Genomic DNA, 19,307 nt, shown 5'->3' with positions numbered 1-19,307 from the left:
TTTGGGTACAAAATAAAAGGGAGATACATAGTTTATATGTATTTCCCTTTTGTTTTGTATGGAATCGTTTCAAAGAAGGAAGATAATTTTTTAAGATTGTAGTAACTTGGAAACCATTTGCGGTATTTGATTTGCTTGTGAAACCATACTAAGTGCAACTTCAGTTAACAATTTAAACTTTAAAAAATCGCTCATTTCCTGCGCCATATCCGCATCTTCAATTCGAGATGATGCATCTGTTAGGGCCATACTTTGGCTATTTAAATTTTCAATATTAAACTGTAAACGATTCATCATAGCCCCAAGATCAGCACGATGAAGTGATACATTTTGTAAAGCCTCTTCTATTTTACGAATTGCAGCTCTTGCTTCTTGTTCTGTTGAAATCTTGATGTCATGTTGTGTAGGGGAAGGGGGAATATGTTTTATCATATTTACTGTATGACCAATATCATCTAACGTAACAGGACGGTTTTGTTCATCAAATACAGATAAATCATTAAACTCAGTCGTCTCACCGATATAGCCAATTTGCTCTGTTAAAGATTGAAACTCTTTATGTAACGAATCACGGTTTTTATTTGAATTTGTATCGTTCGCAGATTGAACGGCTAAATCACGCATACGCTGTAAAATATTTGTCACAGTTTGAAGGGCAGCTTCCGCCGTGCGAAGCATCGATATCGCATCCTCATTATTACGAATCGCCACACGCATACCACTCGCTCTCGCATGCATACGAGTCACAATTGCAATATTAGCGGGATTATCAGAAGCGTTGTTCAACTTCTTACCAGTCGCCAAATGCTCCATCGCAACATTCATACGCTTCTCATTCTCATACAACGACTGCCTAGCATTCATACTCAAAACATTCGTACCAATACGCATAATAGACACTCCTTATAGATTGATATAGTCAGTGTTCTAAAGCTAATAAAAGGTCATGAAAAGATAAAAAGGCTTATGCTTATTTGTTGCTTGTGTTTTAGCATAAGAGGGGATCAAGATAAGCACTAACCGCTTCTATGCACCGCAGATGCTCTCTTCCATCAAAAAAAAAAGAAGTTTTTATAAAAAATAAACCTCTCCGCAAGCAGAGAGGTTTATTCAGGAAACTAACTCAAATGGCTTATTGTAATAATTTAGAAACCATTTGTGGAGTTTGGTTTGCTTGAGAAAGCATGCTGATACCAGCTTCGTTCAAGATTTTGAACTTAGTCATTTCAGACATTTCTTTCGCCATATCAGCGTCTTCGATTTGAGAAGCAGCTGAAGCCATAGAAGAAGATTGGCTCTTCAGGTTGTTTACGTTAAAGTCAAGACGGTTTAATGTAGCACCTAGAGTTGCACGGTTAGATGCGATTTTTTCAAGAGCTGCATCGATAGATTTGATAGCTCCAGAAGCATTTTGTTCAGACTTTGTAATAGTACCAGCTGTTGGAGCTGTAAAAGTAGTACCAATTTCTTTTGCATTCGCTAAAGATTTATCTTTTTCAAAATTAGCAAATTTCGTTTCCATTGCTGCAACTGCGGAATCACTCATAAGACCTTTAACTTTATCGAAAGCTTGTTTAAAATCAGCAACAGCTTTAGCGATTTCTGCAGGAGAAGATCCAGGGATTTCTGGAGTACCTTTAACTCCAGGAGTTTGAGGATTTTCTGGAGTTCCACTTCCTACTACTGGAGGTGTGTCAGGAACTGCAGGTGTTGTATCTGTTAGGTCGGCAAGACCCTGTTGAGCCTGAGTTGCTTTATTAATGTCAGCAGTTGCTTTATTAATGTCTTCAGCAGAAATTGTAATAGTTTTATTTGTTTTTCCGTTAATAGCTAATGCATTAATGTTTAATGAATCAGTAGAGACATTAGATAGGTCAATATTGATTTGTTTAGTTGTATCAGCATTATCTAATGTTTGAATTGCGATAGACTTGTTAGATCCGTCTAATAATTTCTTATCATTGAACTCAGTATTTTTAGAAATATAATCAATTTGATCTTTTAATGCAGCAAACTCTTTGTTTAGAGCTTGTTGGTTCTCATCAGTATTTGTACCATTTGCAGATTGGTTTGCAAGGTCACGCATACGAAGTAAGATGTTAGATACTGAGTTCATTGCTGAGTCAGCTGTACGGATTAATGACATACCGTCTTGTGTGTTGTTAGCTGCAACACCTAATCCGCTTTCACGTGCACGCATACGAGTTGCGATTGCAAGACCTGCTGCATCGTCAGAAGCGTTGTTGATACGTTTACCGCTTGATAAACGGTCCATAGCGTTGCTCATTTTAGCTTGGTTTTGGCGCATGTACTCTTGAGTACGCATGCTGTTAATGTTTGTATTAATTCTCATGTTAAGAAACCCCCATTTTTTTATATTGACTTTTCTGCAAATTGAAAAACGGTAATATGCGAAAAAATCAATTTCGAGATTTATTGTAATCCTTGCTACAACGGGTGTCAACTAAAAATTCGAATTAATAAATATAAAAAAATAACAGTTTAACAATATATTCATTTTTTTATTACATAATTATTAAAAGGATTATTGCAAACTTTAAAAAAAAACTCTAATATTAGATTATCTTTGTTTACCGAAAAGGTGATATTATGTTAGTTGGAAATATAGTAAAAGAAGTGCTTGCATATAAAAAAGGACAAATTCAGCAAAAGCTAAGTAGTCCACAAGCATTTGTTAGTAGTCGTTTTCAAGAGAAGTTGCAGAGTGAGCCTGCGAAGGAGACGAAAGAAACTACGCAGCCGGCAAAAGTAGAGGATATGAGTCAGCCGGTACAATCTACGAAAATAGAAGCGGTTGTTAATAAACCGGCAGAAACTATTAATAAAGTAGAGGAAGCGAGTAAGCCTGAAGAAAAGGTTGAAACGAAGAAAGCAGATGAAGTGCAAGTTGCGCAAAAAGAGTTTGAACGACGTTTCCCAGAAACGAAAAATGAGGCTGCTGATACGTGGGAATTAACGAAGAAGTATAATATTCAAAAAATACGTTCTTCCAATGAAGGGAAGTATGAGGATATTATTGATCGCACTAGCCGTACATACGGAATTCCGAAAACGTTAATTCAAAAAATGATTGAAGTAGAGTCTAATTTTAATCCGAAAACGGTGTCACATGCAGGTGCGATGGGTCTTATGCAACTTATGCCAGCCAATGTGAAAGAGATGGGTGTGAAGAATCCCTTTTCACCAGCTGAAAGTATTGAAGGTGGTGTGAAAGAGTTAAGCGGTTATTTAAAGAAAAATAACGGCGACTTAGTATTGGCACTTGCTTCTTACAATGCTGGTCCTGGCAATGTGAGAAAGTACGGAGGCGTACCGCCATTTAAAGAAACGCAAGGATATATTAAAAAAATATTAAATATCGACGTTTCAAAATAAGAAGTTTCATATATAGAGAGAACATGAAATTTTCGTGAACATGATATGGGAGTTGGCTAGATTTGAAATTACAAGATGATATTCCGTTAACAATTTATTTTGAAATCGGAAATACGAAAAAGAAAATTGAAGATCTGCTTCATATTACGAAAGGTACATTGTATCGTCTTGAAAATTCAGCGAAAAATACGGTGCGTCTTATGCTTGAGAATGAAGAGATTGGAACCGGAAAGATTTTGACGAAGAATGGGAAGATGTACGTTGAAATCGTTGAATTGAAAAGGTAGGGAAGGGGATTGTCATGAGTGGCGAAAAATTAAGCCAAGAGCAAATTGATGCCCTGCTGAAGGCGGTAAATGAAGGCGAGGAAATGCCAGCTTTCGCACAAGAAGCAGGAAAGCAAGAGAAATTTCAAGAGTATGATTTTAATAGACCAGAGAAGTTCGGTGTTGAGCATTTACGTAGTTTGCAAGCGATTGCTTCTACGTTTGGGAAACAGACGTCACAGACGTTATCAGCGCGTATGCGTATTCCAATTGAACTAGAGCCTTCAACGGTTGAGCAAGTTCCATTTACGAGTGAGTATGTGGAGAAAATGCCGAAAGATTATTATTTATATTGCGTAATTGATCTCGGTTTACCAGAGCTTGGAGAAATTGTTATTGAGATTGATTTAGCATTCGTTATTTATATTCATGAATGTTGGCTTGGCGGAGATAGTAAGCGTAACTTTACGATGCGCAGACCGTTAACAGCATTTGAGTTTTTAACGCTTGATAATATATTCTTGCTTCTTTGTAAAAATTTAGAGCAATCATTTGAAAGTGTTGTTGCGATTGAACCGAAATTTGTAACGACGGAAACAGATCCGAATGCATTAAAGATTACGACAGCGAGCGATATCATTTCATTACTTAACGTAAATATGAAAACAGATTTTTGGAATACGACGGTGCGTATCGGGATTCCGTTCTTATCTGTTGAAGAAATTATGGATAAGTTAACGTCTGAAAATATTGTCGAACATTCTTCGGACAAACGTAGGAAGTATACGTCTGAAGTGGAAGTGAAAGTAAATCAAGTGTACAAACCTGTTCACGTTGCGATTGGTGAGCAGAAAATGACAATGAGTGAGATTGAACAAATTGAAGAAGGCGATATTATTCCGCTTCATACGAAAGTTTCGGATGAATTACTTGGTTATGTAGATGGAAAGCATAAATTTAATTGTTTTATTGGAAAAGATGGAACGCGTAAGGCGCTCCTATTTAAAAGTTTTGTAGAGTAGGAGGATCCATATGAAGCATGAAGTATCTCCTGTGTCATTAATGGGACTAGAAGATTTTGCAGGAAAGCGAAATGAAGCAGGTAAAGCACATATTGATACTGTTTCAGATATTTCGATTGAACTTGGTGTAAAGCTTGGAAAGTCATCTATTACGCTTGGTGATGTAAAGCAGTTAAAAGTTGGGGATGTTCTTGAAGTAGAGAAAAACTTAGGACATAAAGTAGATGTGTATTTAAGTAATATGAAAGTCGGCATCGGTGAAGCAATCGTAATGGACGAGAAATTCGGTATTATCATTTCTGAAATTGAAGCTGATAAGAAACAAGCGGCGCTTATGAAAGCGCAAAGTCAAATGCAAGATAAAGAGTAGAGGAGGAGTCATATGTCGTATATGACGACCTTATTTCAAGTCGTTTTACTGTTTGGTGCGCTCGGTTACGGTGCATATTATATGACGAAAAAGACGCGCAAACAGCAGTTTTTTAAGCAGGGTGAAAATGGCCATATTCAAGTAAAAGACGGCGTGTATTTAAATCATCAAACGAGTGCCTTTTTATTTGAAGTGGACGGAAAGCAAGTGTTCACTGTTATTAGTAATAACGGTGTGCAGTCTGTGCAATTAACCGGAACAGGAAATCAGTTTCAACAAGCACTAGAAGACGCGGTGAAGACTGAAACGAAAAAAGTAGAGGATCCATTATGAGAATAAAGAAACAGTTATCATTATTAGCCGTTATTTTCGTATTTTCTATCGTTTTTTCAATTATTTTTGTAAATCCAGCGTATGCGGCCCCGAACGGTTTTATTAATTTCGAAAATGGAAAAGAGTTTACGAGTAATTCAAGTGTACAACTATTTGCGCTCGTTACCCTTTTATCATTATCTTCTTCTATCGTTCTATTATTTACACATTTTACTTATTTTATGATCGTTCTTGGGATTACACGTCAAGGACTTGGGGTAATGAATTTACCACCAAACCAAGTGCTTGTTGGACTTGCATTATTTTTATCACTCTTTACGATGCAGCCTGTACTCGGGCAACTGAAGAGCGATGTGTGGGATCCGATGACGAAAGAGAAAATAACAGTAAGCCAAGCTGCGGAAACGACAGCTCCTATTATGAAAGAATATATGTCAAAGCATACGTATAAGCATGATTTGAAAATGATGCTGAAAGTACGCGGAGAAGAGTTGCCGAAAGATTTGAAAGATCTTTCCTTATTTACACTCGTACCATCCTTTACGTTAACGCAAATTCAAAAAGGTTTACTAACAGGGATGTTCATTTATTTAGCGTTTGTATTTATAGATTTGATTATTAGTACACTTTTAATGTACCTCGGGATGATGATGGTACCGCCGATGATTTTAAGTTTACCGTTTAAAATACTCGTTTTCGTATATTTAGGTGGATATACAAAAATCGTCGATATTATGTTTAAGACGGTCGCCTGAAGCGCTTGATGCTATGTGATAGGAGTCATATAAATGAATACGTCACCAATTATAGATATTTTCCAAACCTTTTTTTATAAAGGGGTTATGATTTTAATGCCGATTGCCGTTGTAAGTCTGATTGTCGTTATTATTATCGCGGTTATTATGGCAATGATGCAAATTCAAGAGCAAACGCTGACGTTTTTACCGAAAATGGCAAGTATTGTGCTCGTTATTATCATTTTAGGTCCGTGGATGTTCCAAGAGTTAACGATGCTTATTTTAGATTTATTTGATAAAATCCCATCGCTATTGCGTTCGTACTAAGATAGGTGAACTGAAATGAATATGGAATTATGGGCGGCGACGTTTTTTGCGTTTTGTCGCATTACTTCATTTTTATATTTTCTACCGTTTTTCTCAGGTCGATCAATTCCGGCGATGGCAAAGGTTACATTTGGACTTGCTCTTTCAATTACAGTGGCCGATCAAGTGGATGTCTCTCACATCAAGACAGTTTGGGACGTTGCAGCTTATGCAGCAACGCAAATTGTAATTGGTTTATCACTTTCAAAAATTGTAGAGATGCTGTGGAACATTCCGAAAATGGCAGGGCATATTTTAGACTTTGATATCGGTTTATCACAAGCAAGTTTGTTTGATGTAAATGCGGGCTCACAGTCTACTTTACTATCAACCATTTTTGATATATTTTTTCTTATTATTTTTATTTCACTTGGCGGCATTAACTATTTCGTTGCCACGATTTTAAAGTCGTTTCAATATACAGAGGCGATTTCAAAATTGTTGACGACTAGTTTTTTAGATAGTCTACTCGCAACGTTATTATTTGCGATAACATCAGCGGTTGAAATTGCTCTGCCGCTTATGGGAAGTTTATTCATCATTAACTTTGTTTTAATTTTAATCGCAAAGAACGCGCCACAATTAAATATTTTTATGAATGCATTTGTCATTAAAATTACGTGTGGTATTTTGTTTATTGCGATGAGTGTACCGATGCTCGGTTATGTGTTTAAAAATATGACGGATGTATTGCTTGAGGAATATACGAAACTATTTAACTTTTTCTTAACGAAGTAGGGGGACGCGTATGGCAAAGGATAATAAAACAGAAAAGGCCACCCCGCAGAAGCGTAAAAAATCGCGTGAAGAAGGGAATATTGCCCGGAGTAAAGATTTAAATAATTTATTTTCCATACTAGTATTAGCAGTTGTCGTTTACTTTTTCGGAGATTGGTTAGGGTTTGAGATTGCAAATTCTGTAGCGGTGCTGTTTAATCAGATTGGGAAAAATACAGATTCAACTGAGTATTTTTATTTAATGGGGATTTTATTACTAAAAGTATCAGCTCCAATCTTAATACTCGTATACGCTTTTCATTTATTCAATTATATGATTCAAGTCGGTTTCTTATTTTCTTCTAAAGTCATTAAGCCGAAAGCGTCACGTATTAACCCAAAAAACTATTTTACGAGATTGTTTAGTCGTAAAAGTTTAGTAGATATTTTGAAATCACTGTTTTATATGGGGTTAATTGGTTACGTTGCTTACGTTCTCTTTAAAAAGAATTTAGAGAAAATCGTGAGTATGATTGGATTTAACTGGACTGCGTCACTTACTGAAATTATTAGGCAAATTAAATTTATCTTTTTAGCTATTTTAATTATATTAATCGTTCTTTCTATTATTGATTTTATTTATCAAAAATGGGAGTACGAACAAGATATTAAGATGAAAAAAGAAGAGGTAAAAAGGGAGCATAAAGATAATGAAGGGGACCCACAAGTAAAGGGGAAACGAAAAAACTTTATGCATGCGATCTTGCAAGGAACAATTGCGAAGAAGATGGATGGCGCAACGTTTATTGTAAACAATCCAACTCATATTTCGGTCGTACTTCGTTACAATAAACAAGTTGATGCAGCTCCAATTGTCGTTGCAAAAGGGGAAGATGAGCTCGCATTATATATACGAACGCTTGCCCGTGAACAAGAAATACCAATGGTGGAAAACCGTCCGCTTGCTCGTTCTTTATATTATCAAGTCGAGGAAGATGAGACGATTCCAGAAGATTTATACGTAGCTGTAATTGAAGTTATGCGCTATTTAATTCAAACGAATGAACTTGAAGTATAATAGCGCGGTTGGAGGAGATCTCTTGTGTTTAAGATAGATTCTGCAAGAACCTATTTTTCTATCTTTTTAGCAGCGTCATTCGTAGTGGCGCTCTTAATTCCACTTCCACCATTTATACTTGATATCGTTATCGTTTTTTTACTAAGTATGTCAGTGCTTATTTATATGCGAGCAACAAGTATTAACGAGTGGGATGAATTAAAGTCATTTCCGACGATGCTGTTATTAATCGGGATTTTCCGCGTATCGATTAACGTATCGACGACGCGAGCGATTTTGACAGACGGAAATGCGGGGCATGTTATTGAAGAGTTCGGTCAGTTCGTAATTGGCGGGAACTTATTAATTGGTATCGTTATTTTCATAGTATTAATCATATTCCAGTTTATCGTTGCAAACGGTGCATCTCGTACAGCTGAAGTTGCAGCTCGTTTTACACTTGATTCTTTACCGGGGAAACAAATGTCGATCGATGCTGATTTAAACCAGCGTATTATTACTGAAAAAGATGCACAGGCAAAACGAAAAAAGTTAAATATGGAAACAGAGTTTTACGGAGCGATGGATGGTGCCGGGAAGTTCATTAAAGGGGACGTTATTTTCGGGATTGTCATTTTATTCGTAAACATTATTTTCGGTTTAATTGTTGGCATGATGCAGCAGGGCATGAGCTTTGCTGACGCAGCTATTCACTATACACAGTTAACTGTCGGTGACGGAATTGTAAACCAAATTGGTTCGTTAATGCTTGCGATTTCAACTGGTATTATCGTAACACGTGTATTTGATGGTTCAGCGGATACAGTAACAGAAGGTATCTTTAAAGAGTTATTAGCACATGAAGTTGTTGTCTATGCGCTTGGTGGTTTATTTATCGCAATGGGTATTTTTACTCCGCTACCATTTCTACCATTCGCACTCGTTGGTGGAACAATTATCTTCTTAGGAATTCGCAATAAAAACCGAATAAAGAAAGAAAAAGAAGACGAGCTTCAAAAAGAATTAGAAATGATTCAAGGCGAAGATGAACAACTGCAACAAGTGGAAGATTCATTCGGAGTATTTACAGATAAATATCCAATTATTGTAGAACTCGGTTTAGATTTAGCAGCACTTGTAAAGCAGAAAATTAACGGAGAAACAGCTCGTGATAAAGTTGTTCTTATGAGGAAGTCGATTATTACCGACCTTGGTATTAACGTTCCTGGCATTAACTTTAAAGATAATACGAGTTTTAGACCACGCGGACGTTACATTATTCGTATTAAAGGTGCGAAGGCAGCTGAAGGTGTTTTGAAATCAGGTTATTTATTAGCACTGAAAACACCGAACGTAATGGCTGATTTAGATGCAGAACCAGCGAAAGATCCAATTTTCGGCGAAGATGGATATTGGATTTTAGAGCATATGGTACAAGATGCGCAAATGAAAGGCTATCAAGTATTAGAGCCACTTAGTATATTAATTACGCATTTAGATGTTGTCGTTAGACGTAATCTTCATGAGTTAATTCAACGTCAACATGTAAAAGACTTAATTAACTCGCTTGAAAATGATAACGGCGTTTTATTAGAAGAGATTAAGAAGAAAGAAATCGACTTATCACTCGTTCAAAATGTTATTAAACAATTGCTAAAAGAAGGAATTTCTATTCGTGATTTACCAACCATTATTGAAGGTATTATTGACGGAAAAGAAATTTATCAAAACCACGTTGACGGTGTAACGTCATTCGTCCGTGAATGTATTTCAAAAGTTATTTGTGAAAATGCGAAAAATCCTGACGGGAAAATTTATGCGGCGCTTTTCTCTGATTCAATCGAATTAGATGCGGACGTTGTGAACAATCCTTATCAAGGTTATTTATTAAACTGGGATTTAGATTTAGAAACACGTGTTGTTGAACAAGTACAGCGTGTCTTTAAACAAGCTCGTTTAATGGGAAGAGAACCAGTATTATTAACGCGTAGAAAAGATTTCAGATTTGCGATTGTAAGACTTCTTGAGCGTTATCAAGTAGAAGCGCAAGTACTTTGTATTAGCGAATTAGCACCGGAAATTGTTGTAGATCAAATTGCCTATATTGAATAGTAGGGGGTGAAGTAATGGAAAGTACAGAAAAGAAAGAAGCGTTAATGCGAATAAAAGCAGCTTCGAAAAATGAATTGTATCGAAAGTTATTTGACCAATATGGTACAGATTATTATTACGTTGTCGATGAAAGTGTAAAACGAAATATCCCGTTTTTTTGGAAAAAGAATTATGAAATGTTAGTTGCTTTTCCAGAGGATAAACAGGAAGAAGTGAACGAAGGCACAGGTCAATTTCATGAACAATTAATGGATGTTGTGAATGATCCTTCAGAACAAATTGTGAAGGCGAACGGAATTCAATCGGTACTGCACAATTTAGAAAACGTGACGACTTCTATGTCATACGCGGCGATGCAAACAGGAAATAGTGAAGAATGGACGAGAAAGAAAGAGAAACTATTAAAGTTGTTTGAAAAAGGTATCGTCGTTGTGAAACAGACGGAAGAAACGAAAGTAACGAAAAAGCAAAAAGCTGTGAAAAAAGTTGTTCCGGTCAAGAAAGAAGAAGTGGTTGTAAAAAAAGAAAACCAAGAATCTGTACCGTTTATTATTCAAAAAGTAATTCGAATGCTAGAGCAAAACGATGTAGAACAATACTTCATTCATGCATATGCTGAAAAGTTAAAAGTGAAGTTTGAGAATGCAACGATGATTACAGAAGAAGAAGTGATCGGATACATATTGGAAGATATGAGATCCCATTTCAACACGGAAAACGTTTTTGAAAAAGAAGTGCAAACAATTGCATTAATCGGTCCAACTGGAGTTGGAAAAACGACGACACTTGCGAAAATGGCATGGCAGTTTCACGGTAAGAAAAAAACGGTCGGTTTTATTACGACAGATCATTCGCGCATTGGAACAGTACAGCAACTGCAAGATTACGTAAAAACAATGGGATTTGAAGTAATCGCTGTACGTGATGAAGCTGCAATGACAAGAGCGCTTACGTATTTTAAAGAAGAAGCGCGCGTCGATTATATTTTAATTGATACCGCCGGAAAAAATTATCGTGCGTCAGAAACAGTAGAAGAAATGATTGAAACGATGGGACAAGTAGAGCCAGATTATATTTGTTTAACGTTATCAGCTTCGATGAAAAGTAAAGACATGATTGAAATCATTACGAATTTCAAAGATATTCATATTGATGGTATCGTATTTACGAAATTTGATGAAACAGCAAGTAGTGGTGAATTGTTGAAAATTCCAGCAGTATCATCAGCTCCAATTGTATTAATGACAGACGGACAAGACGTGAAGCAACATATACATATCGCTACAGCGGAACATTTAGCGAAACAAATGTTACAAACATCGTAGAAGAGAGGTGAAGGATAAGGCAACTGCCTTATTCAAACGAATATGAACGGTCTTTATATAGGTTCTATGGGTATGATGAATTACATGCAGCGCATTAATGTTCATTCGAATAACGTTGCAAATGCTCAAACAACAGGATTTAAAGCAGAAAATATGACTTCTAAAGTATTTGATGTACAAGACACATATCGCCGCGGAGATGGTGCTGTGACAAATATCGGTTCGGTTGATTACGCTGTAGTACCAGCCGCAACGCATGTGAACTTAGTACAAGGAAATATACAAATGACAAATAGTGCTACAGATTTCTTTTTAGATGACGGTACGTCTGGCGCAGCTTCGTTTTTCGTTACATCTAAAAATAATGAAACGTTTTTAACGAGAGACGGTAGTTTTACATTAAATAGTGATCGTTATCTGCAAACAACTTCAGGTGCTTTCGTAATGGGTGAGAATAATGAACGTATTCGTATTCCAGAAGGAGCAAAGGTAGCTGTACAAGCAGACGGTACGTTATATGATGCGGTGACGCAAAATAATATTGCTCGCCTGCAAACAAAAACAGTAGGTGCAGATGCGAATAATCGTCTCGTACAAAGAGAGAACAAAAGCTTTACTCTAGCAGAAGGAAACATTGCTGATTTACCGAACGGGGTAGGGACAGTAAAAAATTATATGCTAGAAAATTCAAATGTAGATATGACGAAAGAGATGGCTGATCTTATGACAGATCAAAAAATGATTTCAGCATCACAACGCGTTATGACTTCATTTGATAAAATTTATGAAAAAGAAGCGAATGAAATATTGAGATAGGAGACTCCCGCTAGTGGGAGTCTTTTTTATTATTGCTTTTATTGCAGTTACAGCATAAAATGATATTGATAATCATTATCATTTTATGCACTTCTATAGGAATGGAATTTCATAATGACAGTAACATTTGTTTAACTAAGTGAATTAAAAACAAGGGGATGGTGTGTATGTCTACAAAAAAACAACTGTGCATTGGATTATGTTTAATTTCTAGAAAGAAAGAAGAAGATAGTCTATTTGATTCAGGAATTAACGAACAAGTAGAGTTAGCGAAACAGGCAGAAAAGGCTAAGTTAGATTTTGTTTTTAAAGCAGATTATTTAGTGGCGCACCCAGATTTAATTGCTCGTAATAAGGGAAATGTCATTTTAGATCCGACGTTACTGTTTACTGCTATTGCTTATGCAACAGAAAAAATTGGAGTCGTTACGACTGCTTCAACTTCGTTTTATCCACCATATATATTAGCGAGGCAATTACAATCTTTACACTGGATTAGTAACGGCCGAGTAGGGTGGAATATTGTCACATCCATTGACGGCGCTGAAAATTTTGGTGAGGAAGGGATGCCATCATCTGAGGAACGATACGCGAAAGCGGCAGAATGTACAGCGTTAGTAAGAAAACTTTGGGGGAGTCACCCTAATGAAGTATTGAAAGTAGATAATCCTGATTTAATTAGAGAGATGGTAAAGCCTATTGAGCATAATGGTGAATACTTTGAGGTGAAAGGGCCACTTAATATTCCGCAGCATATTTCAGGAGAAATGCCATTATTTCAAGCTGGTGCTTCAGAGTCAGGCCGGAATTTTGCTGCTTCTGTTGCGGATGCCATTTTTGCTGCAACGCCAGATGTAGAGTCAGGAATAGAACTGCGTCAAGATTTAAGAAGAAGAGCAGAACAGCATGGTCGGAAGCAAGATGATATACGCGTATTACCTGGATTATATTTCTTTATAGGTGATACATATGAAGAAGCGTTAGAAATGCATAGGCAAGCTCATCAACATCTCACAAAAGAAAAGAGATATGCGTTACTTGAAATGGTTCTCGGACTAGATGCTAGAGGAATTCCACTAGAAAGTAAGATTACGGAAGAGATGCTGCCAAGTCGAGATCAAACTGTTCGCAGTAAAACACACGCCGAATTATTACGGAACTTCATCATTAAAAATGAACCAACCCTTGAACAAATACTAGAACGACCAGAAGTTGTTGGCTCCGCTCATTGGGTTGCGGTTGGTACAGCGCAAGATGTTGCGAAGCAAATTATGGATAGGTTTGAGGCAGGAGCGTTAGATGGATTTATTGCTATTCCAGGAGGACCTCCAAAGTCATTGGATCTATTCTTAAGTAGGGTCATTCCTTTATTTGTGAAGGCCGGTGTATTTAGGGAAGAGTATACAGGTTCTACTTTACGGGAGCATTTAGAGGGACATACCTCAAAAACATTGCAGTTAAAATAACAGGAGTGTTACGTACAAAAAGCCTTTCATAAGAAGGCTTTTTATTTTTTGAATCAAATTTCAGAATTATCAATTGACTTTATAGGTCTGTTTTTTTATATTAGTAGGTATACTAATAACTACTAACATACATGCATCGTTTTGAAATGAGAGTTATATAGATTGTGAGGGGTACTGATGGATGAAATTATAAAGGAATTACAAAAGTTAGGTTTTTCCCAGTACGAATGTAAAGCGTATATTGGACTATTAAAACATTCTCCAGTAACAGGGTATGAAGTGAGTAAACAGACAGGAGTACCTCGTTCTATGATTTATGAAGTGCTCGGTAAATTGATGGATAAAGGAGCGGTGCATATCGTTCCGTCAGAACCGGTGAAATATGTACCGGTATCAGCTACCGAATTAATGAATCGAATGCGAAAAGATTTTGAGAAGTCCTTTGAATTTTTAGATGAGAAATTAAATTGTTTAGAACAAGAGCGACAAATAGATGTAATTTCGCATATTCGCTCAAATGATCGTGTTTTAAAAGAAATATGCAATATAATTAGTAGAGCGAAGGAAGAGTTATGGATTTCTGTATGGGAAGATCAAGTGCATGAAATTGAGCCATATATTCATCAAAGGGAAGAGGAAGGCGTACATATATTTTCAATCTTATTCGGTGCTCCGGATACAACAATAGGCGCGACATTTCACCATAATTATATGACGCCCCACGTTGTTGAAAAGAGAATGGGTGGTCATTTAACTGTTATCGCGCGTGATGGAGAGGAAGTATTAATTGCGAACTTCTCAAATGATAGTACTTCATGGGCGGTTACAACGTATGACCCAGCTTTAGTTCTCGTTGCTACAGAGTATGTGCGACACGATATTATGGTTGAAGAAATCACGAAGGAATTTGGTGCGGATAAGTTAGATACGTTATGGCGTGAAAATATAGATTTAGTTCATGTCGTAACAGGAAAACGAACTTTAGAAGGAATGGAGGATGACACGGATGAGTAAAGCCCAGGCACATGTAGCTTTGCAGAGCGAGGATACATTTCAGCAAGGAGTAAAAGATTGCTTACCAACTGTATTTGGATATTTGAGCATCGGTATAGCAGCTGGTGTTATTGCAAAAACAGCAGGTTTTTCCATCATTGAAATTGCGTTTATGTCCACTTTAATTTATGCAGGTTCTGCCCAATTTATATTAGCTGGTATGTATGCAGCTGGTGCACCTGCTTCTGCAATTATTTTCACCGTATTTTTTGTTAATTTACGCCATTTATTAATGAGTGCAGCGCTTGCGCCGTATTTTACGAAAATTCCTCTATTTAAAAACTTAATCATCGGTTCGCAAATTACGGATGAAACTTTCGGCGTTGCAGTTCAGCATGCAGCGCAAAAAGGATATTTAGGTGAAAGATGGATGATCGGGCTTAACGTAACAGCGTATTTAAATTGGATTCTTGCTACCATTATTGGCGGTCTATTTGGTGAATGGATACCAGACCCGCATACGTACGGGATGGATTATGCATTACCAGCGATGTTTATCGGATTATTTGTACTTCAGCTCATAAGTAGTAAACCGAAACTAGCAATTCACCTTACTGTTGCAATTGTAGCGATTATGATTGCATACGTTTCACACTTATTTATGCCTGATAGTATAGCGGTTATTATTGCAACACTATTAGCTGCGACGATTGGAGTGGTGATTGAAAAATGGAAATGAGATTAGACGTATTATTACTTTTATTAGCAGCAGGAGCTGTCACACTTGTACCACGTATTTTACCTCTACTCGTATTTAGCAAACTACAAATTCCAGACTGGGGTTTAAAATGGTTAAATTACATACCAATTGCAATATTAGCAGCACTTTTAGCACAAGTTTTATTTATGCATGAGACGATGCAGTGGGATTACCTTATTGCAGCAATTCCAACATTTCTTGTAGCGATATATACTCGTAGTTTATTAGGTACAGTATTAACGGGAGTGATTGTGATTATTTTGTTACGTTTCTTTTTCTAAAAAGGATTACGCTCATATAATAGCGAAAGGTGTAATAACATGAAAAATATAGGGGTGGTGTTATGATACTTTTAACGATAGGAGCAATTTTGTTAACGTTGTTTATTTTCTTTATTATCGGTTTTATTGTATTTATGATGTTTGTTGATAAGGCGACGCCTCAAATATATTACACACCTTGTGAATCAGTGACAGTGAAATCTAAAGGTAAACATAGAAGGAAGAAAAGTTGAAAGTTGGCTTTTCTTCCTTTTTTTACTATTTAGATGGTTATTGCTTATGCTTTATATTTAATAATTCTATGTATGATACAATATAAAAAGATTGAGAGATGTTCCAAAGATAGCTGAGTAACTATTTTTAGAATATCCATTTTTGTCCGCGCTTCATATATACTTGTGTTTGTATTAATTTTAAAGAACAAATTATATAGACCGGTCGTTTGTTTCATAAATATATCTTAAAAAGGAATTCAATTTAATATCAAATTTGTGTATAAATGCTCTATACACAAGGGTAAAACCTTTTGATATACCGTACCCTAAAATGACACCCATACAATTAAATATTACATCGTTTATATCGACATATCGAAAAGTGAATCCGGCATAAAGTGCTGATAAAAGTTGTAAAGTTTCTAATAAGAATCCTAATACAATTCCTAATAAAACAACCTGTTTGAAATTCGTCTTTTTTATATAAGGAAAACCAAAGCCAAAAGGAATTGTTAGTAGTATATTAAGTATTGATGTTGTTATAGCAAAATGTTCCGTGTTAAATGGTATAAAATTAGCATCTCTCCATACATTTTGTCCAATTTCTTTTTTCATATTTTCATCTATAATAATTGGGAATTGAGTATAATTAAATACTACACAAAGGTACAAATAAAATATTGAAAAAAATAGTAAGTACATGTTTCTCTTTTTTAGGTGTAACTTAAAAAAGAGAAGTAAAAATAACAACATAATAAACGCTCCAATAAGAATAAAACCATCAAAGTCAATTAGCATGTGTAAAACCCTCATATTTTCATAGTTTAGTAGTGATACTTTAATTAGTTATTTTTCCATTCCCTCGCACATTTTGTCCATCGTCATTTGTTTTCCAAATAAATAAGTAGTACTCATTTGAATTTTTATCAACATTATATGCACCAGAGAAAGGTTTATTTATGCACCAGTAACTGTGCCATAACTAGGATCCGAACCCCATGCAGATCTATACAGAGTATAATTTACATCGTAAGGTCCCACAGCTCCTCCATCAGTAGTGTATACATATGCACTCCCATTGATATATACACTACCTTTAGAAAGGGTGTGAAATTGTTTGTTTTTACTACCATCTACCACTCGATAGTCCATTTTAAAACTGTAACTACTAGATACTGCTAATGTTGGTATAGCGAAACATGTTAGTAAGGTTAAAGCAGTAATAATAGAAAAAATTTTTGTTTTCATGTGTTCCTCCTTGTTATTTTATTATTGAGAGGCCTTCTCGATAAAGAGGGTAATCTATTTAATTGAACACGTAAATAATAAAGTATAAAGATTAATAATTTTTTACATTGGTTTTACGATCATTAAGAAAATGCCATATAGTTTCAATTTGTTTAAAAGAAGGGAGTTCAATTGTTAAAAAAAATTTGTGAATGGATTAAGATTGTGTATGATTATACGACTTCAAAAGTACATTGAGGAGAATGCAGTAGCTGAGCAATTTTTTAGTACTATGAATTTCTAACTTTAAAAGAAAATGAAATGGTTGTAAGAAGAGAGTGTTAAATAGATGATATATAATAACCACATAAAAATTAGGGGGAAATTAAAAGACCTGAACTTGATATTATACCAAGTTCAGGTCAAAGCTGCTAATGAAAGAAAGTAATAAGGTCTTTACTCCCATTTCATAGCTACATCCCCGAAAGAACTAACAACAATAACCCAAATAGAAAACTAATACAGGAAAGAAAACCGATACATATTGCGAACACACGATTGTTTCTCCATTCGTGCCAGAAAGTGATAAAACCTAATATACAAAGGAAAAACCAAATGGGCAGAAATAGGAACTCACTAATTTTTTCGGGAAGTAACGCATAAAAAGTTGATAAATATAAGATCCAATTTGTAAAAAATAAAATGCAAACGATAATAGATTGTAAGTAGGGGCGTTTGGAAAACGCTCCCTTTTTTACGGTTACTAAAATAATAGTTAGCACGGAGAAAAAGGCAATGAATATGAAAATAAGTAAGAGTAATGTAAGAGTCATTTAAATCTCCTTTATAAGAGTGCTTTTTACAAGAAATGAATCTATTAAATTGTATGCTTGTTTTGTAGAGTGCCCGTTATATTTTTCAGTGTAAGGATTTAGAAAACCATGTTCACCGTGTAGTTGTTGTATTTCTAATAAAGGGTTCTTTTGTTGCTGTAATGTTTGAATGAAAGAGGATACTGAAAAACTAGATTCTTTTTCAGGGAAAATAAGTAAGGTAGCACATGTTGGTTTCATATGAATATAGTCACGTATACGGGAACCGTAACATCCGATAATAAAATCTATTTTCGGATTGTTACTACATAGCCATGAGATGGTAGCGCCAACACTAAAGCCAATAAGTCCAATGTGTGTGTAACTACTAGAGAGATAAGTAATGAATTCGTCAATTTGCTTTTTTCCATCCTCAAATCCAATATGATTCATAAAAAAATGATATGCTTTTTCTTCATCACTATAATGAAATGTATGTTGCGATTGTAGAAGATTAGGACAGAATACATCTATATGAGATGAAGTGAAGTAGTGGGTAACGTGATGCATATGGTCGTTCACACCATATATTTCATGAACAGCAATGAGAGCTAATTTTTTCTTCATCGTTACAATGTGCCTCTATGAAACTTAAATTCTTTCTCTACAAGGCAAATACGAAGATGAAAGTTTTCATACCATTGCTCACGGCCTCTTTTTTTCGCTTCTTTATGTAAGGCGTTCTGTTTCCAATTTTCAATTGCCTCAAGTGATTCCCAATAAGAAATTGTGATACCGAGTCCCGAATGCTCTCGTGCACTTTCTACACCTAGAAATCCAGGTTGCTGCTTTGCAAGTTCCTCCATTTTGTCAGAGGCGGTACTATAATCTGTTGTATCATTTGATAAATTAGAAGTGAATATAACTGCATAATAATGACTCTTTTTTGGCGATCTGTTCTTCATTCAAATTCCTCCTTGAAAATTATTTCATAGTTTGAATTTTAGCACGAAATAAAAAGAAAAGAAGCACGAGG

22 protein-coding genes and 2 pseudogenes are annotated in these 19,307 nt (G+C 35.7%); 17 read left to right on the top strand and 7 right to left on the bottom strand.

The genetic code is table 11. The annotated features are described in order from the left end of the window. Positions 1-90 precede the first annotated feature (90 nt). Positions 91-891, bottom strand: a complete 801-nt coding sequence (locus KVT31_RS07920; protein WP_088095870.1) for a flagellin N-terminal helical domain-containing protein — start codon at positions 889-891, stop codon at positions 91-93. Between the two features lie 241 nt (positions 892-1,132). Further along, entirely contained in the window at positions 1,133-2,353 is a 1,221-nt protein-coding gene (locus KVT31_RS07915) for a flagellin N-terminal helical domain-containing protein (RefSeq protein WP_088095871.1), read from the bottom strand. A gap of 257 nt (positions 2,354-2,610) precedes the next feature. On the opposite strand from KVT31_RS07915, the pseudogene KVT31_RS07910 reads away from it, so the two are divergent. The 17 genes and pseudogenes from KVT31_RS07910 to KVT31_RS07830 form a co-directional block, all read left to right on the top strand. Next, positions 2,611-3,375, top strand: a pseudogene (locus KVT31_RS07910) (transglycosylase SLT domain-containing protein); the annotation flags it as partial. A gap of 83 nt (positions 3,376-3,458) precedes the next feature. Further along, positions 3,459-3,683: a flagellar motor switch protein FliN gene (locus KVT31_RS07905; RefSeq protein ID WP_002011999.1), complete on the top strand. Its 225-nt coding sequence runs from the start codon at positions 3,459-3,461 to the stop codon at positions 3,681-3,683. A 14-nt stretch (positions 3,684-3,697) separates the two neighbouring features. Beyond that, the gene (gene fliM / locus KVT31_RS07900) at positions 3,698-4,684 is read left to right on the top strand and encodes a flagellar motor switch protein FliM (RefSeq protein ID WP_000012361.1); all 987 of its coding nucleotides are present in this window, start codon (positions 3,698-3,700) and stop codon (positions 4,682-4,684) included. Positions 4,685-4,694: 10 nt separating this feature from the next. Continuing rightward, positions 4,695-5,054 (top strand): flagellar motor switch protein FliN, encoded by a 360-nt coding sequence (gene fliN, locus KVT31_RS07895; RefSeq protein ID WP_000680010.1) that lies wholly within the window; start codon positions 4,695-4,697, stop codon positions 5,052-5,054. Positions 5,055-5,066: 12 nt separating this feature from the next. Further along, positions 5,067-5,387: a hypothetical protein gene (locus tag KVT31_RS07890; RefSeq protein WP_000121177.1), complete on the top strand. Its 321-nt coding sequence runs from the start codon at positions 5,067-5,069 to the stop codon at positions 5,385-5,387. Then, the gene (locus KVT31_RS07885) at positions 5,384-6,142 is read left to right on the top strand and encodes a flagellar type III secretion system pore protein FliP (RefSeq protein WP_001220582.1); all 759 of its coding nucleotides are present in this window, start codon (positions 5,384-5,386) and stop codon (positions 6,140-6,142) included. Before KVT31_RS07890 ends, KVT31_RS07885 begins: the two co-directional genes overlap by 4 nt. A gap of 33 nt (positions 6,143-6,175) precedes the next feature. Continuing rightward, entirely contained in the window at positions 6,176-6,451 is a 276-nt protein-coding gene (locus KVT31_RS07880) for a flagellar biosynthetic protein FliQ (protein WP_001098080.1), read from the top strand. A gap of 15 nt (positions 6,452-6,466) precedes the next feature. After that, the gene (locus KVT31_RS07875) at positions 6,467-7,228 is read left to right on the top strand and encodes a flagellar biosynthetic protein FliR (RefSeq protein WP_088095873.1); all 762 of its coding nucleotides are present in this window, start codon (positions 6,467-6,469) and stop codon (positions 7,226-7,228) included. A 10-nt stretch (positions 7,229-7,238) separates the two neighbouring features. Beyond that, entirely contained in the window at positions 7,239-8,285 is a 1,047-nt protein-coding gene (gene flhB / locus KVT31_RS07870) for a flagellar type III secretion system protein FlhB (protein ID WP_088095874.1), read from the top strand. Between the two features lie 24 nt (positions 8,286-8,309). Next, on the top strand, positions 8,310-10,376 hold the full coding sequence (gene flhA / locus KVT31_RS07865) for a flagellar biosynthesis protein FlhA (protein WP_088095875.1): 2,067 nt from the start codon (positions 8,310-8,312) through the stop codon (positions 10,374-10,376). A 14-nt stretch (positions 10,377-10,390) separates the two neighbouring features. Next, entirely contained in the window at positions 10,391-11,701 is a 1,311-nt protein-coding gene (flhF, locus tag KVT31_RS07860; protein WP_071743532.1) for a flagellar biosynthesis GTPase FlhF, read from the top strand. A 42-nt stretch (positions 11,702-11,743) separates the two neighbouring features. Further along, positions 11,744-12,517 carry a flagellar basal-body rod protein FlgG gene (locus tag KVT31_RS07855; RefSeq protein WP_088095876.1) on the top strand — a complete coding sequence of 258 codons (774 nt, stop codon included), beginning with the start codon at positions 11,744-11,746 and terminating at the stop codon, positions 12,515-12,517. 167 nt (positions 12,518-12,684) lie between these two features. Continuing rightward, positions 12,685-13,983 (top strand): NtaA/DmoA family FMN-dependent monooxygenase, encoded by a 1,299-nt coding sequence (locus KVT31_RS07850; RefSeq protein ID WP_088095877.1) that lies wholly within the window; start codon positions 12,685-12,687, stop codon positions 13,981-13,983. Between the two features lie 177 nt (positions 13,984-14,160). Further along, positions 14,161-14,997 carry a TrmB family transcriptional regulator gene (locus KVT31_RS07845; protein ID WP_088095878.1) on the top strand — a complete coding sequence of 279 codons (837 nt, stop codon included), beginning with the start codon at positions 14,161-14,163 and terminating at the stop codon, positions 14,995-14,997. Next, positions 14,990-15,715, top strand: coding sequence for an AzlC family ABC transporter permease (locus KVT31_RS07840; protein WP_088095879.1), 726 nt, complete (start codon positions 14,990-14,992; stop codon positions 15,713-15,715). The genes KVT31_RS07845 and KVT31_RS07840 overlap by 8 nt, the downstream gene beginning before the upstream one ends. After that, positions 15,706-16,017: an AzlD domain-containing protein gene (locus tag KVT31_RS07835; protein ID WP_000425942.1), complete on the top strand. Its 312-nt coding sequence runs from the start codon at positions 15,706-15,708 to the stop codon at positions 16,015-16,017. Before KVT31_RS07840 ends, KVT31_RS07835 begins: the two co-directional genes overlap by 10 nt. A 62-nt stretch (positions 16,018-16,079) precedes the next feature. After that, positions 16,080-16,250, top strand: a complete 171-nt coding sequence (locus KVT31_RS07830) for a DUF3951 domain-containing protein (protein WP_088095880.1) — start codon at positions 16,080-16,082, stop codon at positions 16,248-16,250. Positions 16,251-16,442: 192 nt separating this feature from the next. Here KVT31_RS07830 and KVT31_RS07825 read toward each other — a convergent pair whose 3' ends face one another. From KVT31_RS07825 to KVT31_RS07805, 5 genes and pseudogenes are all read right to left on the bottom strand, one after another. Further along, complete coding sequence (locus KVT31_RS07825; protein WP_088095881.1) at positions 16,443-17,030, bottom strand: VanZ family protein; 588 nt, start codon at positions 17,028-17,030, stop codon at positions 16,443-16,445. Positions 17,031-17,070: 40 nt separating this feature from the next. After that, positions 17,071-17,480, bottom strand: a pseudogene (locus KVT31_RS07820) (hypothetical protein). Positions 17,481-17,932: 452 nt separating this feature from the next. Continuing rightward, positions 17,933-18,292, bottom strand: a complete 360-nt coding sequence (locus tag KVT31_RS07815) for a hypothetical protein (RefSeq protein WP_088095882.1) — start codon at positions 18,290-18,292, stop codon at positions 17,933-17,935. Beyond that, positions 18,293-18,898, bottom strand: coding sequence for a dienelactone hydrolase family protein (locus KVT31_RS07810; protein WP_088095883.1), 606 nt, complete (start codon positions 18,896-18,898; stop codon positions 18,293-18,295). It abuts the gene before it with no gap. Positions 18,899-18,900: 2 nt separating this feature from the next. Next, positions 18,901-19,236, bottom strand: coding sequence for an antibiotic biosynthesis monooxygenase family protein (locus tag KVT31_RS07805; protein ID WP_088095884.1), 336 nt, complete (start codon positions 19,234-19,236; stop codon positions 18,901-18,903). Positions 19,237-19,307 lie beyond the last annotated feature (71 nt).

Source organism: Bacillus sp. GbtcB14 (assembly GCF_019091205.1).
Classification (GTDB): domain Bacteria; phylum Bacillota; class Bacilli; order Bacillales; family Bacillaceae_G; genus Bacillus_A; species Bacillus_A cereus_AG.
Note: the sequence above shows the minus strand (reverse complement) of the source record. Positions and strands in the feature narration are given on the sequence as shown.

What these genes read in the sequence shown, in the direction of transcription:
- KVT31_RS07850 (WP_088095877.1), top strand. Translation starts at nt 12,685, where the DNA reads ATGTCTACAAAAAAACAACTGTGCATTGGATTATGTTTAATTTCTAGA.
- KVT31_RS07885 (WP_001220582.1), top strand. Translation starts at nt 5,384, where the DNA reads ATGAGAATAAAGAAACAGTTATCATTATTAGCCGTTATTTTCGTATTT.
- KVT31_RS07855 (WP_088095876.1), top strand. Translation starts at nt 11,744, where the DNA reads ATGAACGGTCTTTATATAGGTTCTATGGGTATGATGAATTACATGCAG.
- KVT31_RS07835 (WP_000425942.1), top strand. Translation starts at nt 15,706, where the DNA reads ATGGAAATGAGATTAGACGTATTATTACTTTTATTAGCAGCAGGAGCT.
- KVT31_RS07920 (WP_088095870.1), bottom strand. Translation starts at nt 891, where the DNA reads ATGCGTATTGGTACGAATGTTTTGAGTATGAATGCTAGGCAGTCGTTG.
- KVT31_RS07880 (WP_001098080.1), top strand. Translation starts at nt 6,176, where the DNA reads ATGAATACGTCACCAATTATAGATATTTTCCAAACCTTTTTTTATAAA.
- KVT31_RS07825 (WP_088095881.1), bottom strand. Translation starts at nt 17,030, where the DNA reads ATGCTAATTGACTTTGATGGTTTTATTCTTATTGGAGCGTTTATTATG.
- flhF (WP_071743532.1), top strand. Translation starts at nt 10,391, where the DNA reads ATGGAAAGTACAGAAAAGAAAGAAGCGTTAATGCGAATAAAAGCAGCT.
- KVT31_RS07875 (WP_088095873.1), top strand. Translation starts at nt 6,467, where the DNA reads ATGAATATGGAATTATGGGCGGCGACGTTTTTTGCGTTTTGTCGCATT.
- fliN (WP_000680010.1), top strand. Translation starts at nt 4,695, where the DNA reads ATGAAGCATGAAGTATCTCCTGTGTCATTAATGGGACTAGAAGATTTT.
- flhB (WP_088095874.1), top strand. Translation starts at nt 7,239, where the DNA reads ATGGCAAAGGATAATAAAACAGAAAAGGCCACCCCGCAGAAGCGTAAA.
- KVT31_RS07915 (WP_088095871.1), bottom strand. Translation starts at nt 2,353, where the DNA reads ATGAGAATTAATACAAACATTAACAGCATGCGTACTCAAGAGTACATG.
- KVT31_RS07845 (WP_088095878.1), top strand. Translation starts at nt 14,161, where the DNA reads ATGGATGAAATTATAAAGGAATTACAAAAGTTAGGTTTTTCCCAGTAC.
- KVT31_RS07805 (WP_088095884.1), bottom strand. Translation starts at nt 19,236, where the DNA reads ATGAAGAACAGATCGCCAAAAAAGAGTCATTATTATGCAGTTATATTC.
- fliM (WP_000012361.1), top strand. Translation starts at nt 3,698, where the DNA reads ATGAGTGGCGAAAAATTAAGCCAAGAGCAAATTGATGCCCTGCTGAAG.
- KVT31_RS07815 (WP_088095882.1), bottom strand. Translation starts at nt 18,292, where the DNA reads ATGACTCTTACATTACTCTTACTTATTTTCATATTCATTGCCTTTTTC.
- KVT31_RS07810 (WP_088095883.1), bottom strand. Translation starts at nt 18,898, where the DNA reads ATGAAGAAAAAATTAGCTCTCATTGCTGTTCATGAAATATATGGTGTG.
- KVT31_RS07830 (WP_088095880.1), top strand. Translation starts at nt 16,080, where the DNA reads ATGATACTTTTAACGATAGGAGCAATTTTGTTAACGTTGTTTATTTTC.
- KVT31_RS07890 (WP_000121177.1), top strand. Translation starts at nt 5,067, where the DNA reads ATGTCGTATATGACGACCTTATTTCAAGTCGTTTTACTGTTTGGTGCG.
- KVT31_RS07840 (WP_088095879.1), top strand. Translation starts at nt 14,990, where the DNA reads ATGAGTAAAGCCCAGGCACATGTAGCTTTGCAGAGCGAGGATACATTT.